The following is a 16,226-nucleotide window of genomic DNA, read 5'->3' on the forward strand; positions in this document are numbered from 1 at the left end:
TGATACTTGTTATTAAGCTAAAGCAGCAACATGTTTTGCAAGAGCTGACTTTTTGTGAGCTGCATTATTTTTATGAATAATGTTTTTCTTTGCAAGTTTATCGATCATTCCAGATACTTCTTTTAAAAGTTCCTGAGCTTCAGTTTTATCTGTAGTGTTTTTTAATCTTTTGATAAAAGTACGAGTTGTTTTAGCCTGATATTTGTTTCTTAAAGCTCTAGCCTCGTTAGCTCTTATTCTTTTTAAAGCGGATTTATGATTAGCCATCTTATTATTAATTCTTATATTAGACTTTTCCTAAATAGGATTGCAAATATACGACTATTTTGAAAAAAACAAAAACTTTGTAAATATTTCCTTTATTTTACTGCACCAATATACAGCTATGAGATTTTTACTAATTATTACCGGATTTCTGATTCCAAACTATTTGAATGCCTGGGGCTTTTATGCTCATAAAGAAATTAATCGTCTGGCAATATTTGCTTTGCCATCGGAATTAATGGCCTTTTATAAACCACATCTTGCTTACCTGCAAAATCAGGCTGTTTTGCCGGATAAAAGGAGATATATTGTAAAGGAGGAAGCCTGCAGGCATTATATTGATATAGATATTTATGAAAGTTACACTAAAGATATTCCTGAAGGATGGGAGCAGGCAAAAGAAGTTTTTACTGAAGATACTCTTTTAAAGCATGGCATTGTGCCCTGGCAGATTTACAAAATGACATTTCAGCTTAAAAATGCTTTTCAGGAAAAGGACATTGAAAAAATTCTTAAAGTTTCTGCAGAACTAGGTCATTATATAGCAGATTCAAATGTACCACTTCATACAACAAGCAATTACAATGGACAAAAGACCAATCAGCATGGTATTCATGGCCTTTGGGAAAGCAGAATTCCTGAACTGTTTTCTGAAAAGTATGACTTTTTTGTAGGGCGGGCATTATATATAAATGATTTAAGAGCTGAGATTTGGAATAATGTCTGGAAAGCTCATTCGGCGGTGGATTCAGTTCTTTTTTATGAAAAGCAGGCAAGTCTTGAAATTCCGGAAGATCAGAAGTATGCATTTGAAGAACGAGGGGCAGCAACTGTTAAAGTTTATTCAAGAAGATATTCATCCTATTATGACAATCTCCTTAATGGGATGGTGGAACGGCAAATGAGGAATTCAATATTAATGGTAGCATCTGTTTGGTATACTTGTTGGAAAAATGCAGGGATGCCGGATCTGAAAAATGAACAAAATATACCTGAATTACCAATTAGAAAAGATAAGGAAGAGATAGCTGATGTATCTTCTGATTGTAATCATTAATTCAGCAAAAAGGCCGCAGTGCGCGGCCTTTTTGGAAATTACTTAACAAGCTTTTTATACTTAATCCTTTTCGGAGCAGTATCTCCAAGTCTTTTTTTCTTATTCTCTTCGTAATCTGAGTAGTTGCCTTCAAACCACTGTACATGTGAATCACCTTCAAATGCCAGAATGTGGGTTGCAATTCTGTCAAGGAACCATCTATCGTGAGAAATAATAACGGCGCAGCCTCCGAAGTTTTCAAGTGCTTCTTCAAGAGCCCTGATCGCATTAACGTCTAAATCGTTGGTAGGCTCATCGAGTAAAAGAAGGTTTGCTCCTGTTTTGAGTGTTAAAGCGAGATGAAGCCTGTTTCTCTCACCACCTGAAAGTATGCCAGCTTTTTTCTCCTGATCCGACCCTGTAAAATTAAATTTGCTAACATAAGCCCTTCCATTGATTTGTTTGCCACCAAGGTTAATAAATTCAGTTCCTCCTGTGATGGTTTCAAACACAGATTTGTTAGGGTCAATGTTTGTGTGTTCCTGATCAAGATAACCGATATCAACAGTTTCACCTACATCAAATGTTCCTGCGTCAGGTGTTTCAGCACCGGTGATAAGCTTAAACAGAGTTGTTTTACCAGCCCCGTTAGGTCCGATAATTCCAACGATACCACCTTGAGGAAGTGAGAAAGACAGATTTTCGAAAAGAATTTTATCTCCAAATGCTTTAGAAACATTATTCACTTCTATAACCTTACTACCAAGTCTCTGTCCTGGTGGGATGAAAAGCTCCAGTTTATCTTCTTTCTGTTTTGCTTCTTCTCCCAATAATTTTTCATATGAACTGATACGGGCTTTAGATTTTGCCTGCCTTGCTTTCGGAGCCATACGAACCCATTCAAGCTCGCGCTCCAAAGTTTTCTGTCTTTTAGATTCGGACTTTTCTTCCTGAGCTAAGCGACTTTTCTTTTGCTCCAGCCATGAAGTATAATTACCTTTCCATGGAATACCTTCACCACGGTCTAGTTCAAGTATCCAACCTGCAACATTGTCAAGGAAATATCTGTCGTGGGTTACAGCAATAACAGTACCTTTATATTGTTGTAAGTGCTGCTCAAGCCATTGAACAGATTCTGCATCAAGGTGGTTAGTCGGCTCATCAAGCAGCAATATATCAGGCTCCTTAAGAAGGAGTCTGCAAAGTGCCACTCTTCTTTTTTCTCCACCTGACAAATTACCTATTTTAGCTTCTCCAGGAGGACATCTCAAAGCGTCCATAGCCCTTTCAAGTTTGCTATCCAAATCCCAAGCATTAAATTGATCCAGCTTTTCTTGCACCCCCCCTTGCTTCTCAATAAGCTTAGTCATTTCATCATCGCTTAAAGGTTCTCCGAATTTAAGATTGATTTCTTCAAATTCTTTTAACAGATCCACAACTTCTTGCACACCTTCTTCGACAATTTCTTTTACTGTTTTTTCAGGGTCAAGCTTAGGCTCTTGTTCTAGAAATCCTACAGAATATCCAGGAGAAAAAGCGAGATCCCCCTGAAAGTCTTTATCAATACCTGCTATAATTTTAAGGAGTGTTGATTTCCCAGAACCGTTAAGTCCGAGCACGCCTATCTTTGCTCCATAAAAAAAAGAAAGATATATATCTTTAATAATCTGTCTCTTTGGCGGAATGATTTTGCTCACTCCTGCCATTGAAAAAATAATGGTTTCGCTCATTAAACTCAGTTTAAACTTGTTGTGAAAAACAAATATCAGAAAATTTTATTGAAAACGGATATTGTGCAAGGAGAAACAATCTATGATATATAAGGTTTAAAGAATAAAATGAATAGACAATTAATTTATAAATCTGCGAATTAACAAGAATGGGTTAGACGGCAAATTTTTTATAAGACAACTTTTTCAAAAGTCACACGTAGGACGAAAGAAATATAATTACCTCATAATCTTATAGAAAATTTGTTTATTATAATAAAATAAATTTTATTTTTGCGAAAACAAAATTAGGAATAGACTATGTACTGGACATTAGAATTGGCTTCTTACCTGGAAGATGCTCCCTGGCCTGCTACCAAGGATGAATTGATAGACTTTTCAATTCGTTCTGGCGCTCCAATGGAAGTTGTTGAAAACCTTCAGGAACTGGAAGATGATGGTCAGCCTTATGAAAGTATTGAGGAAATCTGGCCGGATTATCCGACCAAAGATGATTTCTTCTTCAATGAAGACGAGTATTAAAAATTGCCTGTACTTGAAGTTAAAGACCTTTCACTAGGCTTTGAAGGAAAGTTAATAATAGAAGGTGTTTCTTTTGCTATCGAAAAGCCTTCTTTTGTGGCAATTATCGGTCATAATGGTTGCGGTAAAACGACATTTTTCAAGTCTTTGATACAATCTCACCCTTATAAGGGTGAGATTTTTCTTTTTGATCAAAAGGTCAACAAAAGCCAAACAAGTCCACGTGAGATTGCAATACTGGAGCAAAGAAATCTGGTTAATTTTCAGATTAAAGTGAAGGATATTGTGGTGATGGGACTTTTTAGACGGAAAAGTTTTTTTGAAAATTATACAAATGAGGACTTTGACCGGGTTCGGGAGATATTGGAATTTTTGGAAAGACCGGACCTTTATGAAAAGGATTTTAATCATTTGTCAGGAGGGGAGCAGCAGCTTGTCTGGCTTGCTCAGATGATGATTCAGGAAGCAGAGATTTACCTGTTGGATGAGCCCACTCAGTATCTTGATCTATATTATAAGAAAGTGCTTTTCGATTTGATGGAGGCTTGGGTAAAACGGTTTAACAAGACAGTTTTCTGCATCACACATGATCTGTATTATCTTGAAACAATGGATGGATATCTGTTAAACTTTTCAGAGAAAGATCCCAGACCTCAGGTTTTGAATAGAGAATGTCTGAAAAAAAATATAAATTTAATTTTACAGCGTAAGCCTAACAAAAATTTTTAAGCAAAGCCTCTGCAATAATCAAATCTTCTGGGGTAGTTATTTTAATGTTTTCATAACCGCCTTCTACTAGTGAAATCTTATGACCCGCATGTTCAAATACTGTAGCGTCATCTGTGAAAGTAGGTAATTCTTCAGTGTCAAAAGCTTTTTTCAGTAAATTGAGGTCAAAGCATTGAGGAGTCTGAATGCATTTGTAAAGGCTCCTGTCAACAGCTTCAGATTCATTTCCTTTAAGTACTCTCAGAGAATCTTTAGAGTTGACAGCAACAATACCACTTCCATAAATTTCAGCTGATTTGAAGGCATTTTGAATAATATTCTTACGTATCAAAGGTCTTACTCCATCGTGAATGGCCACCAATCCGCGTTCTTCCTTGATGTGAGCTAAACCATTTTTTACAGACTGAAATCTTGTATTTCCTCCATGTACGATCTCTAAAGGAAAATTAAAATGGTGCTCTTGGCATAGGTGGTTCCATGCAGAAATCTGCGATGATGGTAGGACCAGTATGATTGTGATTTTAGAATCGTAGAAAAAAAAGTTTTTGACTGTATGCATCAAAATAGGAAGACCATTTAGCAGAATAAATTGCTTGGGCACCTCGCTGTTCATTCTGGTACCACTCCCTCCGGCAACAATGATGGCATATTTTGGCAGAGCTTCCATAAGAAAAAACATCCGGCATTGCTGCCGGATGTGTATTTAAGAGTTTTTACTTACAAGATAAGCATTGCATCACCATAGCTAAAGAATCTGTAGCGTTCTTTGATGGCTGTTTTATAAGCTTTCATTACCAGGTCATACCCTCCAAATGCGCATGTAAGCATAAGCAGAGTTGACTCAGGCATGTGGAAGTTAGTAAGCAAAGCATTGGCAATTTTGAAATCGTAAGGAGGGAAGATGAATTTGTCTGTCCATCCTTGGTTTGGTTTTAGTCTGTTGTTTGCTGAAGTAGAAGACTCCAGCGACCTGACAGATGTTGTTCCAATTGCACAAACTCGTTTTTTATTATCAAGTGCGGTATTCACTAATTTTGCAGTTTCATCACTAACTACAAAATTTTCAGAGTCCATCTTGTGTTTTGTAAGATCTTCGACATCTACAGGTCTGAAAGTACCTAATCCAACATGCAATGTTATCGGAGCAAAGTTAACGCCTTCGATTTCCAGACGTTTCATTACCTGTTTAGTAAAATGAAGGCCGGCAGTCGGAGCAGCTACAGCACCAGTATGTTCAGCATAGATGGTTTGATATCTGTCGCGGTCTGCAGGTTCCGCTTTCCTTTTTATGTATTTCGGAAGAGGAGTTTCTCCAAGGCTATCAATGGTTTTGTAAAATTCCTCATCAGTGCCGTCAAACAGGAATCTGATAGTTCTACCTCTTGATGTAGTATTATCGATAACTTCGGCGACCAGATCTCCATCTCCGAAGTAAAGTTTGTTTCCAACTCTGATCTTACGTGCCGGGTCAACAAGTACATCCCAGAGATGTGCTTCCTGATTTAATTCTCTAAGAAGGAAGACTTCAATTTTTGCACCGGTTTTTTCTTTATTTCCATAAAGACGTGCAGGAAATACTTTAGTGTTATTGATGACCATTACATCGCCTTCGCCGAAGTAATCAACAATGTCTTTGAAGATTCTATGCTCAATGGTTCCGTCAGCACGATTTACAACCATTAGTCGTGATTCGTCTCTGTTTTCTGCAGGATAAAGAGCAAGTAATTCTGAAGGTAGGGTAAACTTAAATTCTGAGAGTTTCATTCGTTAATATTACGGTATTAAATTTAAAATAGGGCTTGCAAAGATAATAATTGTTTTGATTTTCGATTCAGCCTTAATTTTTTTTTGTGTAATTAACTTTACCTGCGTGAAAATTCTGGCCTAATAATTTTAAATTTTAAGTTGAAATTTAATGGAAGAGAGCAGTTTAGCTGAGTCTCTCTAAAAGCAAAAAGCTGAACGCGATGGGGCTCAGCTTTTTGATTATGAATATATAAATAGGATGTCTGTTTATTTAACCTTTTCGGCTTTCTCAGCTTTTTCTGCCTTTTCAGCTTTTGCTGGTTTGGAAGGTGCAGGAGTTGGTTCTTCTTCTTTTTTTTCTTTATCGTCAAGAGCGTCAGAGGATTGCATGATCTTAGCTCTGATTTTAGCATCTATTTCCTCCATAAGTTCAGGATTGTCAGAAAGAATTTCTTTCACAGCATCTCTACCCTGACCTAGTTTGTTTCCTGAGTAGGAGAACCATGATCCGGATTTCTGAATAATTTCAAGCTCAACTCCAAGGTCAATTATTTCACCCACTTTAGAAATACCTTCTCCATACATGATATCAAACTCAACAACTTTGAAAGGAGGTGCAAGCTTATTTTTTACAACTTTTACTTTGGTTCTGTTACCGATAATATTCTCAGCACCTTCTTTAATCTGGCCTATACGACGGATATCCAGTCTTACGGAAGCATAGAATTTAAGTGCATTTCCGCCGGTTGTAGTCTCAGGGTTACCGAACATAACACCGATCTTATCTCTTAGCTGGTTGATGAATATACAGCAGCAGCCAGTTTTGTTAATAGCTCCTGTAAGCTTTCTAAGTGCCTGCGACATTAATCTTGCTTGTAAGCCCATCTTGCTGTCTCCCATTTCACCTTCAATCTCGCCTTTGGGAACCAAAGCCGCTACAGAGTCAATTACAATGATATCAATAGCTCCAGATCTGATAAGATGCTCTGCAATTTCAAGCGCTTGCTCACCATTGTCAGGTTGTGAAATAAGAAGGTTTTCAGTATCTATTCCCAACTTCTCTGCGTAAACTTTGTCAAACGCGTGCTCTGCATCTATAAATGCAGCAAGACCGCCTTGTCTTTGAGCTTCGGCAATGCAGTGCATCGTCAGAGTTGTTTTTCCTGAAGATTCAGGACCATATATCTCAACTATCCTTCCACGTGGCAAACCTCCAATACCTAAAGCAAGATCAAGTCCAAGTGAACCGGTTCCGATTGCAGGAACATCTGTAACTTTTTCATCACTTAACTTCATTACGGTACCTTTTCCGTATGTTTTTTCCAGCTTATCTATTGTCAGCTGAAGGGCTTTTAGTTTTTCGGCTTTGCTCATGTGAGATGATTAATATTTATGCAATATTACAAGTTGCTAAAATAATTAGCAAGAAATATTTTAAATTTTATTTTTTGTTTTAAAGTTGCTGGTATTTAATTAGATGTGTATGTTAAAATTTTTAACAAAGTAGATAAATGTAAAAGTTCGCCTTGGGAGAATTTTCATTTATAGTTGAAAATTAAAAATTTTAGTTCGGATCTCTAAAATTTGACTTGAAAAGTTATTAACAAGGGAGAAATGTAAAATATCCGGTTCAATGAAACTATTAAACGATTTTTTAGATTTACATCGAAAATGAATAAGAGCTCAATAAAAGTTAAAAAAGTCCTCAGATACTTTTTTTTAACATTAATCAGTTTGTTGATACTGTTTCTTGGATTTTATCATAAAGAACTAATTTATGGTCTTGGTCAGGCGAAAGGTCAAATTTCAATTATACGGAATACCAGACCTGTGAGTGAGGTTTTGGAGGATGTTCATGTTGCAGATTCTATCAAGCAGAAGATCAGACTTATAGATGAGATTAAGGCTTTTGCAAAAGATTCTCTTGGATTAGATGTTAAAGATCAGTATACATCATTTTATGATCAAAAAGGAAAGCCTATTTTGTGGGTTGTAACTGCCTCTGAACCATTTGAGTTAAAAGCATTTGAGTGGTCATTTCCTATCGCCGGAAGTTTTTCCTACAAAGGCTTCTTTGATTATGAAAAGGCTGTGGAAGAAGAAAGAAAAATGAGTCAAAGGGGATTTGACACATCAATAGATGAAGTAGGAGCATGGTCTACTTTAGGTTTTTTTAATGATCCTATTTTATCGAGTATGCTGGATAAAAGTCCTGGAGCGTTGGCCGATCTTTTTATTCATGAACTTACTCATAGCACATTGTATGCAAAAGATAATGTGGAATTCAATGAAAATCTGGCTAGTTTCGTTGGTTATGAGGGAGCTTTGCTATTCCTGAAATCCAAATATGGACCTGACTCTCCTGAATTGAAAGATTTTCAAAAATCAGAGGAAGTTTCGGATAAGTTTGCCGACCTGGTCCTTGCTCATTCAGATTCTCTGAAAATATTTTATAAAACATTAGGATCGGCAATGTCTTTGCAGGAAAAATTAAAAAGGAAAGAAATCTATCTGTCAAGAGTAACAACTATTTTCAGGGACTTTTTAATTTCTAACGGGAAAAAAGTTCGGAAGAATAAAAATGTCAACAATACTTTCTTTTTGGATTATCAAAGATATTTATCCAAACAGGATGAATTTAAAATTGAGTTGAATACCAAATTTAATGGTAATTTTAAAAGGTATTTGGATCATTTGAAAAAGAGATATCCTTTACTATAAATTTTGGAGTAATAATGGAGATCTCGTAGGTTCTTTTACCATAGTAAGTAGCATGAAAAATAAATTACTTTTTTTAATTGGCCTTATTCCTTTCCTGTTCGGATTTGTAGGACCTTCTTTGCCTATTTCCAGAGAGATGCCTTATGGTCCCAATGAAGTGCTGGAGTACAGAATTCATTATGGTTTTATGAATGCAGGTGAGGCGAGGATCGAGGTTCACCCTAAGCTTTATCTGGTTAATAATAAGGTTTGCTATAAGGCCACGGTAACGGGACGATCAACCGGCGCATTTGATTTTGCATTAAGAATCAGAGACCAATGGGGAACCTATATTGACACTTCCTCAAAAAATCCTCAGAGAGCGTTTCGTACAATTGAAGAAGGTAAGTACCGATTAAAGGAATATGCTTACTTTGATTACAAAAGTAATCAGGTGAATCTTGAAAGAGAGACAAAGGGGAATAAAAAAGAGACAAGAATATATTCTATTACAGATGATGTGCAGGATATTATAAGTGGTTATTATTTTCTCCGAACAATAAATTACAATGCCCTCCATTTAAATGATACACTTAAGGTAAATGCTTTTTTTGAGGATAAACTTTATGATTTTTCAGTAAAGTATCTAGGAAAGGGGCAGGTGAAAACAAAATTCGGTTCTATTACTGCAATTAAATTGTCACCTATAATGCCTGATAACGAATTGTTTAAAGGTGGAAGCTCCATCAGGTTGTGGCTTTCAGATGATAAAAATAAAATACCTCTGAAGGTAGAAGCAGATATGGTAGTTGGAGCTGTAGAGATTGATTTAAAAGGTTATGAGGGACTTAAGCACCCTATTTGTTTTAAGTAACACTGATTTCTCCAGTCAATTGCTTAAATTTATGCAAAAGTTTTACTGAGAACTTCCATGAATTTCACTAAATATTACAAGAGTTTATTCCTGTTTTTCCTATTTATAAGCCATTTATCTATTGGGAAAGGTGTAACTGTCACCGGAGAATTTAAAAATTCTGGTAAAAATCCATATGTATATCTTTACAGGATTTTTGGTCCTGAAATAACAAAATCGGATTCGGTCAAATTAAACAATGGCTTATTTTCTTTTAAGTTTAAAAATGCCCTTCCCCGCGGATTTTATAGAATAGGGGTATCTGAGGAGAATTCCTTTGTATGTATTTTAGGAGAAGAGAATCTTTCTGTATCAGCAGATTTGAATAATATCCCAGCGGGACTGCATATAGATAAAAGCAAAGAGAATGAAGGATATATTTTGTTTCTGAAACGCAATAACGAATATCAGCAACACCTGGCTAAACTTGACAAAGAAGCTCAGCATATCATGGCCCAAAATGCTTATAATTCTGAAAATTATTCAGTAGAGATTAAGAAATTACAGGTAAAGCTAGATTCTTTAAACAGAGATCTTAATAATTTTTATAAAGAAATCTCAAAGAATTATGATGGGTATTTTATAGGAAAGTTAGGGAACGTCTTCCATACTGATGATTCTACTACGAGGGAAAATTTCTTTAAGCCTTCTGATTTCAAAGATGATGAATTATCAAGAGGAGATATGCTCTCTTCAAAGATTTCCATGTATTTACAGCGTTTTGTTGAGCCAAACATTGAAGAATATAAGCTTGCAGCTAATAGGATCATGTCTCTAACTCTTCCAGGCTCACTGCAGCGGGAAATTGTTTATAGTACATTCATAAAGATATTTTTACCACACGATCAGTCCACTGCGAGGTCGCTTGCTGTTGCTTATGAAAAAGAATATCCAAAATCTCCTTTTGCAATAAAATTTATCAAAACCATTCCCAAAGGAGCTCCAGCGGTGGGTGAAGAAGCTCCGGATATTAAACTTACGGATCCTTCAGGAAAAGTAATTACTCTCTCATCCCTGAAGGGCAAGATTGTATTACTTGATTTCTGGGCTTCCTGGTGCGGCCCATGCAGAAAGGAAAATCCGAATGTAGTCAGGGCTTATGATATGTTTAAAGATAAAGGATTCACTGTCTACAGCGTATCTCTGGATAATAATAAAGATAATTGGACCCAGGCAATTCTAAAAGATGGATTAAAATGGGAGTCTCATGTATCTGATTTAAAGGGCTGGCAGTCATCTGCTGCCCAGCTATATGGGGTAAGGGGCATTCCAGCTACTTTTCTTTTAGATAAAGATGGCAAGGTCGTAGCAACTAATTTAAGAGGGGAAAGCCTCGTAAATATGCTGGAGTCACTTTGTAAATGATCTTATTGAATTGATATGAGTAAGAATAATAAAGTACTGATAGTAGACGATGAACCTGATATCCTGGAACTTCTTCAATATAACCTTGAAAAGGAAGGATATGAAGTTCGTACTGCTACCAGTGGTGTGAAGGGGATAGAAGTGGCAAAGGAATTTCTTCCTCAATTAATTCTTTTGGATATTATGATGCCAAAAATGGATGGCGTTGAAACATGCAGAAGGATAAAAGAAATCACTAAGCTAAAAGATGTCTTTATAATTTTTCTTACCGCCAGATCCGAAGAATATTCTGAAGTAGCTGCATTTGATGCAGGAGCTGATGATTATCTTACAAAGCCTATAAAGCCCAGGGCATTAATGAGCAGAGTATCAGCTTTTTTTAGGAGAGATTCAAAGAATAAAATTGAACATGAATCTGTTAAGATAGGCAGACTCATTATTGACAGATCAAGTTATGTGGTAAAGAAGGATGATGAGGAAATTGTCCTTCCGAAAAAAGAATTCGAATTGCTTTATTTTCTGACACAGCATCCTAATACGGTATTTAGCAGAGATGACCTGTTGAAAAAAATATGGGGTACGGATGTCTTTGTTGTTCCTCGGACAGTCGATGTACATATCAGAAAAGTACGAGAGAAAATAGGGGAGGATTATATCAAAACCGTCAAAGGTATCGGATATAAATTTGAGAACATTGATTAGTGATGTTATCTAATTCTAAAATTCTTCCTGTCCTATTGGCTTTGTGGACCGGAGTAATAACTGCCTGCTTCTTTTCATTATACACTGATATTAGCCAGCTTTATATTTTGGGAGCCACGGTGATAGTGTTTGTATTAACTTATCTTTTATACTATCTGGTGTTTGAGCATTTGATTTTTACAGAAATTCATAAGCTCTATACACTCCTTACCAAAGTAAAAAAGAAGGATTATGAGCTGACCAAAGGGGAACTTGTGAAAGTGGAAGACCCTCTTTCTAGACTGCATGAAGAGATTGTTGATTTTGCCTCGAGGAAAGAGCAGGAAATTACAGAATTAAAGAAGCTGGAAACCTTTCGCAGAGAGTTTCTGGCTGATGTTTCCCACGAATTAAAAACCCCTATCTTTGCAGCCCAGGGTTTTATTCATACTTTAATTGATGGGGCTATTGAAGACGAAGGAGTAAGGGATAAATTTCTTACTAAAGCTGCAAATAATCTCGATAGTCTTAATGTTCTGGTTGAAGATCTTCTAACTATTTCTCAATTAGAAATAGGGGAAATAAAAATGCAATGTCAGAATTTTGATATTCACAGACTTGCAGAGGATATATTTGAGCAGCTGGAGGAAACTGCAGGAAGAAGAGGCGTGAAGCTCAGATTTCACAAACATACACCCAGGTCATGTTATATTTATGCAGATAAATACAGAATAGGCCAGGTACTCACAAACCTCATAGTAAATGGGATAAAGTATGGAAAGGAGAGAGGCAACATTACTGTTTCCTTTAATTATCAGAATGATTATGTGTTCGTTTCTGTTCAGGATGATGGACCGGGAATAGAATCAAGGCATTTAAACAGAATTTTTGAGAGGTTTTACAGAGTTGAGAAAAGCAGATCAAAAGACAAAGGTGGGACAGGGCTGGGGCTGGCCATTGTAAAGCATATTTTGGAAGCTCATGACTCAAAGATTTATGTGTCAAGTATAATGGGAGAAGGAACTATATTCTCTTTTAAACTAAGGAAAGGTAAAGTAATTAATGAAAAGGGCTAGTTTTAAAGACCTGATAATTTTTGAAGATGAGGAATATTTATTGATAAATAAACCTCCTTATATATCTACACTGGAAGATAGAGATGCTACCAAGACCAACATTCTTGAAATGGCAAGAGAAATCTATCCGGATATTAAGGTTTGTCATAGGCTTGACAAAGAAACATCTGGTGTTTTGGCATTGGCAAAAACACCGGAAGCTTACCGTCACTTGTCTATTCAGTTTGAGGACAGAAATGTTACCAAACAATATCATGCTGTTGTTGATGGAGTTCATGAATTTGAGGGTGTGGATGTTTATTTGCCTATTTATGCCAGCTCAGATGGAATAGTGAAAATTGATAAACAAAAAGGAAAAATTGCGGAAACAATTTTTAATACGATAGAAGTATTTAAAAAGCATACATTAGTGGCCTGTTATCCTATTACAGGGAGGATGCACCAGATCAGGATACATCTGACATGTTTAAAAGCACCGATAACCTGTGATGGGCAATATGGTGGTAAACCTTTATATTTATCTTCATTAAAGAAAAATTTTAATTTGAAGCAGGATACAGAAGAAATGCCCCTTATTCAGAGAGTAGCCCTCCATGCCAGATCTTTGGAGTTTAAAAATAGCGAAGAAAAGACTATCTTTGCAGAAGCCCCTTATCCTAAGGATTTTGAAGTTTTGGTAAAACAATTAAAAAAATACTCCTAAATTGTTGATCCTTAGTTCTTTTAATGAATGTGGATAAAGAATTGCAAATTTTTTCGGTAAAGTTGTTTTTGAAAATATAAAGTTATATCTTTGTGTCCCTTTTTAAGGGGAAGTATGCTTTATATAGTAAACAGAATAAAAATTAAAAATGGATAGCATAAGTTATAGAACCAGTTTTGCGACTAATGAGACAGTTAAGAAAGACTGGGTTATCGTAGATGCAGAGAATCTGATTGTAGGTAGAGTTGCGAGTGAGATTGCAAAAATTATCAGGGGAAAACATAAAGCTAGTTTCACTCCCAATGTGGATTGTGGAGATAACGTTATCGTTATTAATGCTGATAAAGTTCGCTTTACCGGGAAGAAATTTGAAGATAAAGTTTACACAAGACACACTGGTCATCCAGGTGGACAAAGATTCACAACACCTCGTGAATTGAAAAACAAGTCTTCTAGATATATTATTGAAAATGCTGTAAGAGGAATGTTACCTAAAAACAGAATCGGAAGAGCTATTTTCAAAAATCTGTATGTATATGAAGGTGCAGAGCATCCGCATGCAGCTCAACAACCAAAAGTCATCAATCTATAATTAAGAAATATAGTTAATGGAAACTATTAACGCAATAGGCAGAAGAAAAACATCCGTAGCAAGAATATATTTAACTTCAGGCAAAGGAAACGTTACTGTAAACGACAGAGATTTAAAAGAGTATTTTCCGAATGAAATACTTCAGACTACAGTAAATCAACCATTTGCACTAACCAATGCTCTTGGTAAATATGATGTGAATGTAAATGTTCAGGGTGGAGGTATAAGAGGTCAGGCAGAAGCTGTTAGACTTGCAATCTCCAGAGCATTGATCGAAATTAGCTCGGATAGTCGTCTGCCACTGAAGAAGGAAGGTCTTACAACCAGGGATCCAAGAATGGTTGAGAGAAAGAAATATGGTAGAAGAAAAGCTAGAAGAAGATTCCAGTTCAGTAAACGTTAATATTATAGAAATTCAGATCTCGATTTGACGATGGCAAAGAAAATAGAATATAAAGACTTATTAGAGGCAGGTGTTCACTTCGGTCACTTAACCAGAAAGTGGGATCCTAAAATGGCTCCATACATCTTCATGGAGAAAAATGGAATCCACTTGATCGATTTAAATAAAACGCTTGCTTGTCTTGACGATGCTTGTGCTGCTATTAAAGGTGTTGTAAGATCAGGAAGAAAAGTCCTTTTCGTAGCAACTAAAAAGCAGGCAAAAGAAGTTGTAGCCGAAGAGGCGAAAAGACTTAAAATGCCTTATGCAACTGAAAGATGGTTAGGTGGAATGCTGACCAATTTTGTTACAGTAAGAAAATCTCTTAAGAAGATGTCTTCTATCGATAAGTTGATGAAAGATGAATCTTATACAGCACTTGCAAAAAGAGAAAAACTTACAATTACAAGAGAAAGAGAAAAATTGGAGAAAGTACTTGGAGGTATTTCTGAGTTAACTCGTCTTCCTGCAGCTCTTTTTGTTGTAGATGCTAAAAAGGAGCATATCGCAATCAAAGAAGCGAAAAAATTAAATATACCAGTGTTTGCGATGGTTGATACAAACTCAGATCCAAATACGGTTGAATTCCCAATCCCTGCTAATGATGATGCATACAAATCAATTGCAATTATCACACAGGCGATCGGTCAGGCTATCGAGGAGGGTTTGGTTGAGAGAAAGAAAGATAAAGATGATGCCAAACTGAAAGAGGAAGAAGAAACTAAGAGATCCGCAGATATCGAAGAATAATTAAAAATTCTTATCAATTATAAAGTTGAACATTGGACTTCCTTCAATGTTCAATTTTTTTTAGGGTGTTCACAATCAAAACTAAATAAAAACTTTAAACATACTTAAAGCGATGTCTATATCAGCAACAGATGTTAATAAGCTAAGACAAATGACAGGTGCCGGAATGATGGATTGCAAAAAGGCACTTACAGAAGCAAATGGAGATTTCGAAACTGCCATTGATATTCTTAGAAAAAAAGGTCAAAAAGTATCAGCTTCAAGATCTGATAAAGAAGCTAAAGAAGGTTCCGTATTTGTGAAAACAAATGACAAAGGCAATGAAGGTATTATTGTTGCATTGAACTGCGAAACAGATTTTGTAGCGAAAAATGAAGAGTTCCAGAAACTAGGATCAATGATCCTTGAGGTTGCTGACAAAAATAAACCAGCATCAATTGATGAGTTACTTAGCCTGAAATCTGGAAACCTTTCAATTCAGGAACATATCACAGATCTAGTTGGTAAAATTGGCGAAAAGGTAGAAGTAAGTTCTTACGAGAGAGTTACTGGTGATCAGGTTGTTCCTTATATCCATGGTGGTGCTAAACTTGGAGTATTGGTTGCTCTTAAAGGTGTAGCTGGCGGTAACTTTACTGAAGTTGGTAAAGATGTAGCAATGCAAATCGCTGCTATGAAGCCAATTGCTCTTGATAAAGGTGATGTAGATCCAAGTGTTGTTCAAAGAGAGATTGAGATTGGAAAAGAGCAGGCAAGAGCTGAAGGAAAAGCAGAAGCTATGCTTGAGAAAATCGCTCTTGGTAAATTGAATAAATTCTATAAAGACAATACATTGTTGAACCAAGAATTCGTAAAAGATAATTCTAAAACTATCAGCCAGATGCTTGATAGTGTTCAGAAAGGCTTGACAGTTTCTGCTTTCAGAAGAATTTCTGTAAACTAATTAAAAACATAAATTTTAATAAATAAAAAAGTCC

Annotated in this window: 18 protein-coding genes; 13 read left to right on the forward strand and 5 right to left on the reverse strand. The window is 36.1% G+C overall.

Annotation, left to right across the window (positions count from 1 at the left end; all coding sequences use genetic code 11):
- Positions 1-12: 12 nt before the first annotated feature.
- Positions 13-267 carry a 30S ribosomal protein S20 gene (gene rpsT / locus MYP_RS00405; RefSeq protein WP_028981865.1) on the reverse strand — a complete coding sequence of 85 codons (255 nt, stop codon included), beginning with the start codon at positions 265-267 and terminating at the stop codon, positions 13-15.
- Between the two features lie 118 nt (positions 268-385).
- Between rpsT and MYP_RS00410 the strand changes: the two genes are divergently transcribed.
- On the forward strand, positions 386-1,321 hold the full coding sequence (locus MYP_RS00410; RefSeq protein WP_045456981.1) for a zinc dependent phospholipase C family protein: 936 nt from the start codon (positions 386-388) through the stop codon (positions 1,319-1,321).
- Positions 1,322-1,359: 38 nt separating this feature from the next.
- On the opposite strand, the gene ettA is transcribed toward MYP_RS00410, so the two are convergent.
- Entirely contained in the window at positions 1,360-3,030 is a 1,671-nt protein-coding gene (gene ettA, locus MYP_RS00415) for an energy-dependent translational throttle protein EttA (protein ID WP_045456984.1), read from the reverse strand.
- A gap of 300 nt (positions 3,031-3,330) precedes the next feature.
- Between ettA and MYP_RS00420 the strand changes: the two genes are divergently transcribed.
- A complete protein-coding gene (locus MYP_RS00420) occupies positions 3,331-3,552 on the forward strand; it encodes a DUF2795 domain-containing protein (RefSeq protein WP_028981867.1) in 222 nt (73 codons plus the stop codon).
- Positions 3,553-3,555: 3 nt separating this feature from the next.
- On the forward strand, positions 3,556-4,281 hold the full coding sequence (locus MYP_RS00425) for an ABC transporter ATP-binding protein (protein WP_052429839.1): 726 nt from the start codon (positions 3,556-3,558) through the stop codon (positions 4,279-4,281).
- Here the strand turns inward: MYP_RS00425 and MYP_RS00430 are convergent.
- The 3 genes from MYP_RS00430 to recA form a co-directional block, all read right to left on the reverse strand.
- Positions 4,265-4,948, reverse strand: coding sequence for a 2-C-methyl-D-erythritol 4-phosphate cytidylyltransferase (locus MYP_RS00430; protein ID WP_197059976.1), 684 nt, complete (start codon positions 4,946-4,948; stop codon positions 4,265-4,267). The genes MYP_RS00425 and MYP_RS00430 overlap by 17 nt on opposite strands.
- Positions 4,949-4,998: 50 nt before the next feature.
- Positions 4,999-6,045, reverse strand: a complete 1,047-nt coding sequence (gene queA, locus MYP_RS00435) for a tRNA preQ1(34) S-adenosylmethionine ribosyltransferase-isomerase QueA (RefSeq protein WP_045456987.1) — start codon at positions 6,043-6,045, stop codon at positions 4,999-5,001.
- 249 nt (positions 6,046-6,294) lie between these two features.
- Positions 6,295-7,401, reverse strand: a complete 1,107-nt coding sequence (gene recA / locus MYP_RS00440) for a recombinase RecA (RefSeq protein ID WP_045456989.1) — start codon at positions 7,399-7,401, stop codon at positions 6,295-6,297.
- A 360-nt stretch (positions 7,402-7,761) separates the two neighbouring features.
- Here recA and MYP_RS00445 point away from each other — a divergent pair, with 360 nt between their 5' ends.
- The 10 genes from MYP_RS00445 to tsf all read left to right on the forward strand — a co-directional run bounded on the left by MYP_RS00445 (position 7,762) and on the right by tsf (position 16,192).
- Positions 7,762-8,748 (forward strand): aminopeptidase, encoded by a 987-nt coding sequence (locus tag MYP_RS00445; protein ID WP_231569983.1) that lies wholly within the window; start codon positions 7,762-7,764, stop codon positions 8,746-8,748.
- Positions 8,749-8,800: 52 nt separating this feature from the next.
- A complete protein-coding gene (locus MYP_RS00450; protein WP_045456995.1) occupies positions 8,801-9,601 on the forward strand; it encodes a DUF3108 domain-containing protein in 801 nt (266 codons plus the stop codon).
- 57 nt (positions 9,602-9,658) lie between these two features.
- Positions 9,659-11,005 (forward strand): TlpA disulfide reductase family protein, encoded by a 1,347-nt coding sequence (locus tag MYP_RS00455; protein WP_045456998.1) that lies wholly within the window; start codon positions 9,659-9,661, stop codon positions 11,003-11,005.
- 15 nt (positions 11,006-11,020) lie between these two features.
- Positions 11,021-11,707: a response regulator transcription factor gene (locus tag MYP_RS00460; protein ID WP_045457001.1), complete on the forward strand. Its 687-nt coding sequence runs from the start codon at positions 11,021-11,023 to the stop codon at positions 11,705-11,707.
- A gap of 2 nt (positions 11,708-11,709) precedes the next feature.
- Positions 11,710-12,762 carry a sensor histidine kinase gene (locus MYP_RS00465; RefSeq protein WP_045457004.1) on the forward strand — a complete coding sequence of 351 codons (1,053 nt, stop codon included), beginning with the start codon at positions 11,710-11,712 and terminating at the stop codon, positions 12,760-12,762.
- Entirely contained in the window at positions 12,749-13,465 is a 717-nt protein-coding gene (locus tag MYP_RS00470) for an RluA family pseudouridine synthase (RefSeq protein WP_045457008.1), read from the forward strand. The genes MYP_RS00465 and MYP_RS00470 overlap by 14 nt, the downstream gene beginning before the upstream one ends.
- 148 nt (positions 13,466-13,613) lie before the next feature.
- Entirely contained in the window at positions 13,614-14,057 is a 444-nt protein-coding gene (gene rplM / locus MYP_RS00475; protein ID WP_028981878.1) for a 50S ribosomal protein L13, read from the forward strand.
- Between the two features lie 16 nt (positions 14,058-14,073).
- Positions 14,074-14,460, forward strand: a complete 387-nt coding sequence (gene rpsI, locus MYP_RS00480) for a 30S ribosomal protein S9 (RefSeq protein ID WP_045457013.1) — start codon at positions 14,074-14,076, stop codon at positions 14,458-14,460.
- 30 nt (positions 14,461-14,490) lie between these two features.
- Positions 14,491-15,249 carry a 30S ribosomal protein S2 gene (rpsB, locus tag MYP_RS00485; protein WP_028981880.1) on the forward strand — a complete coding sequence of 253 codons (759 nt, stop codon included), beginning with the start codon at positions 14,491-14,493 and terminating at the stop codon, positions 15,247-15,249.
- Positions 15,250-15,361: 112 nt separating this feature from the next.
- On the forward strand, positions 15,362-16,192 hold the full coding sequence (gene tsf / locus MYP_RS00490) for a translation elongation factor Ts (RefSeq protein WP_045457016.1): 831 nt from the start codon (positions 15,362-15,364) through the stop codon (positions 16,190-16,192).
- The last annotated feature ends 34 nt before the right edge of the window (positions 16,193-16,226 follow it).

Source organism: Sporocytophaga myxococcoides (assembly GCF_000775915.1).
In the GTDB taxonomy this organism is placed as follows: domain Bacteria; phylum Bacteroidota; class Bacteroidia; order Cytophagales; family Cytophagaceae; genus Sporocytophaga; species Sporocytophaga myxococcoides_A.

What these genes read in the sequence shown, in the direction of transcription:
- rpsT (WP_028981865.1), bottom strand. Translation starts at nt 267, where the DNA reads ATGGCTAATCATAAATCCGCTTTAAAAAGAATAAGAGCTAACGAGGCT.
- MYP_RS00410 (WP_045456981.1), top strand. Translation starts at nt 386, where the DNA reads ATGAGATTTTTACTAATTATTACCGGATTTCTGATTCCAAACTATTTG.
- ettA (WP_045456984.1), bottom strand. Translation starts at nt 3,030, where the DNA reads ATGAGCGAAACCATTATTTTTTCAATGGCAGGAGTGAGCAAAATCATT.
- MYP_RS00420 (WP_028981867.1), top strand. Translation starts at nt 3,331, where the DNA reads ATGTACTGGACATTAGAATTGGCTTCTTACCTGGAAGATGCTCCCTGG.
- MYP_RS00430 (WP_197059976.1), bottom strand. Translation starts at nt 4,948, where the DNA reads ATGGAAGCTCTGCCAAAATATGCCATCATTGTTGCCGGAGGGAGTGGT.
- queA (WP_045456987.1), bottom strand. Translation starts at nt 6,045, where the DNA reads ATGAAACTCTCAGAATTTAAGTTTACCCTACCTTCAGAATTACTTGCT.
- recA (WP_045456989.1), bottom strand. Translation starts at nt 7,401, where the DNA reads ATGAGCAAAGCCGAAAAACTAAAAGCCCTTCAGCTGACAATAGATAAG.
- MYP_RS00450 (WP_045456995.1), top strand. Translation starts at nt 8,801, where the DNA reads ATGAAAAATAAATTACTTTTTTTAATTGGCCTTATTCCTTTCCTGTTC.
- MYP_RS00455 (WP_045456998.1), top strand. Translation starts at nt 9,659, where the DNA reads ATGAATTTCACTAAATATTACAAGAGTTTATTCCTGTTTTTCCTATTT.
- MYP_RS00460 (WP_045457001.1), top strand. Translation starts at nt 11,021, where the DNA reads ATGAGTAAGAATAATAAAGTACTGATAGTAGACGATGAACCTGATATC.
- MYP_RS00465 (WP_045457004.1), top strand. Translation starts at nt 11,710, where the DNA reads ATGTTATCTAATTCTAAAATTCTTCCTGTCCTATTGGCTTTGTGGACC.
- MYP_RS00470 (WP_045457008.1), top strand. Translation starts at nt 12,749, where the DNA reads ATGAAAAGGGCTAGTTTTAAAGACCTGATAATTTTTGAAGATGAGGAA.
- rplM (WP_028981878.1), top strand. Translation starts at nt 13,614, where the DNA reads ATGGATAGCATAAGTTATAGAACCAGTTTTGCGACTAATGAGACAGTT.
- rpsI (WP_045457013.1), top strand. Translation starts at nt 14,074, where the DNA reads ATGGAAACTATTAACGCAATAGGCAGAAGAAAAACATCCGTAGCAAGA.
- rpsB (WP_028981880.1), top strand. Translation starts at nt 14,491, where the DNA reads ATGGCAAAGAAAATAGAATATAAAGACTTATTAGAGGCAGGTGTTCAC.
- tsf (WP_045457016.1), top strand. Translation starts at nt 15,362, where the DNA reads ATGTCTATATCAGCAACAGATGTTAATAAGCTAAGACAAATGACAGGT.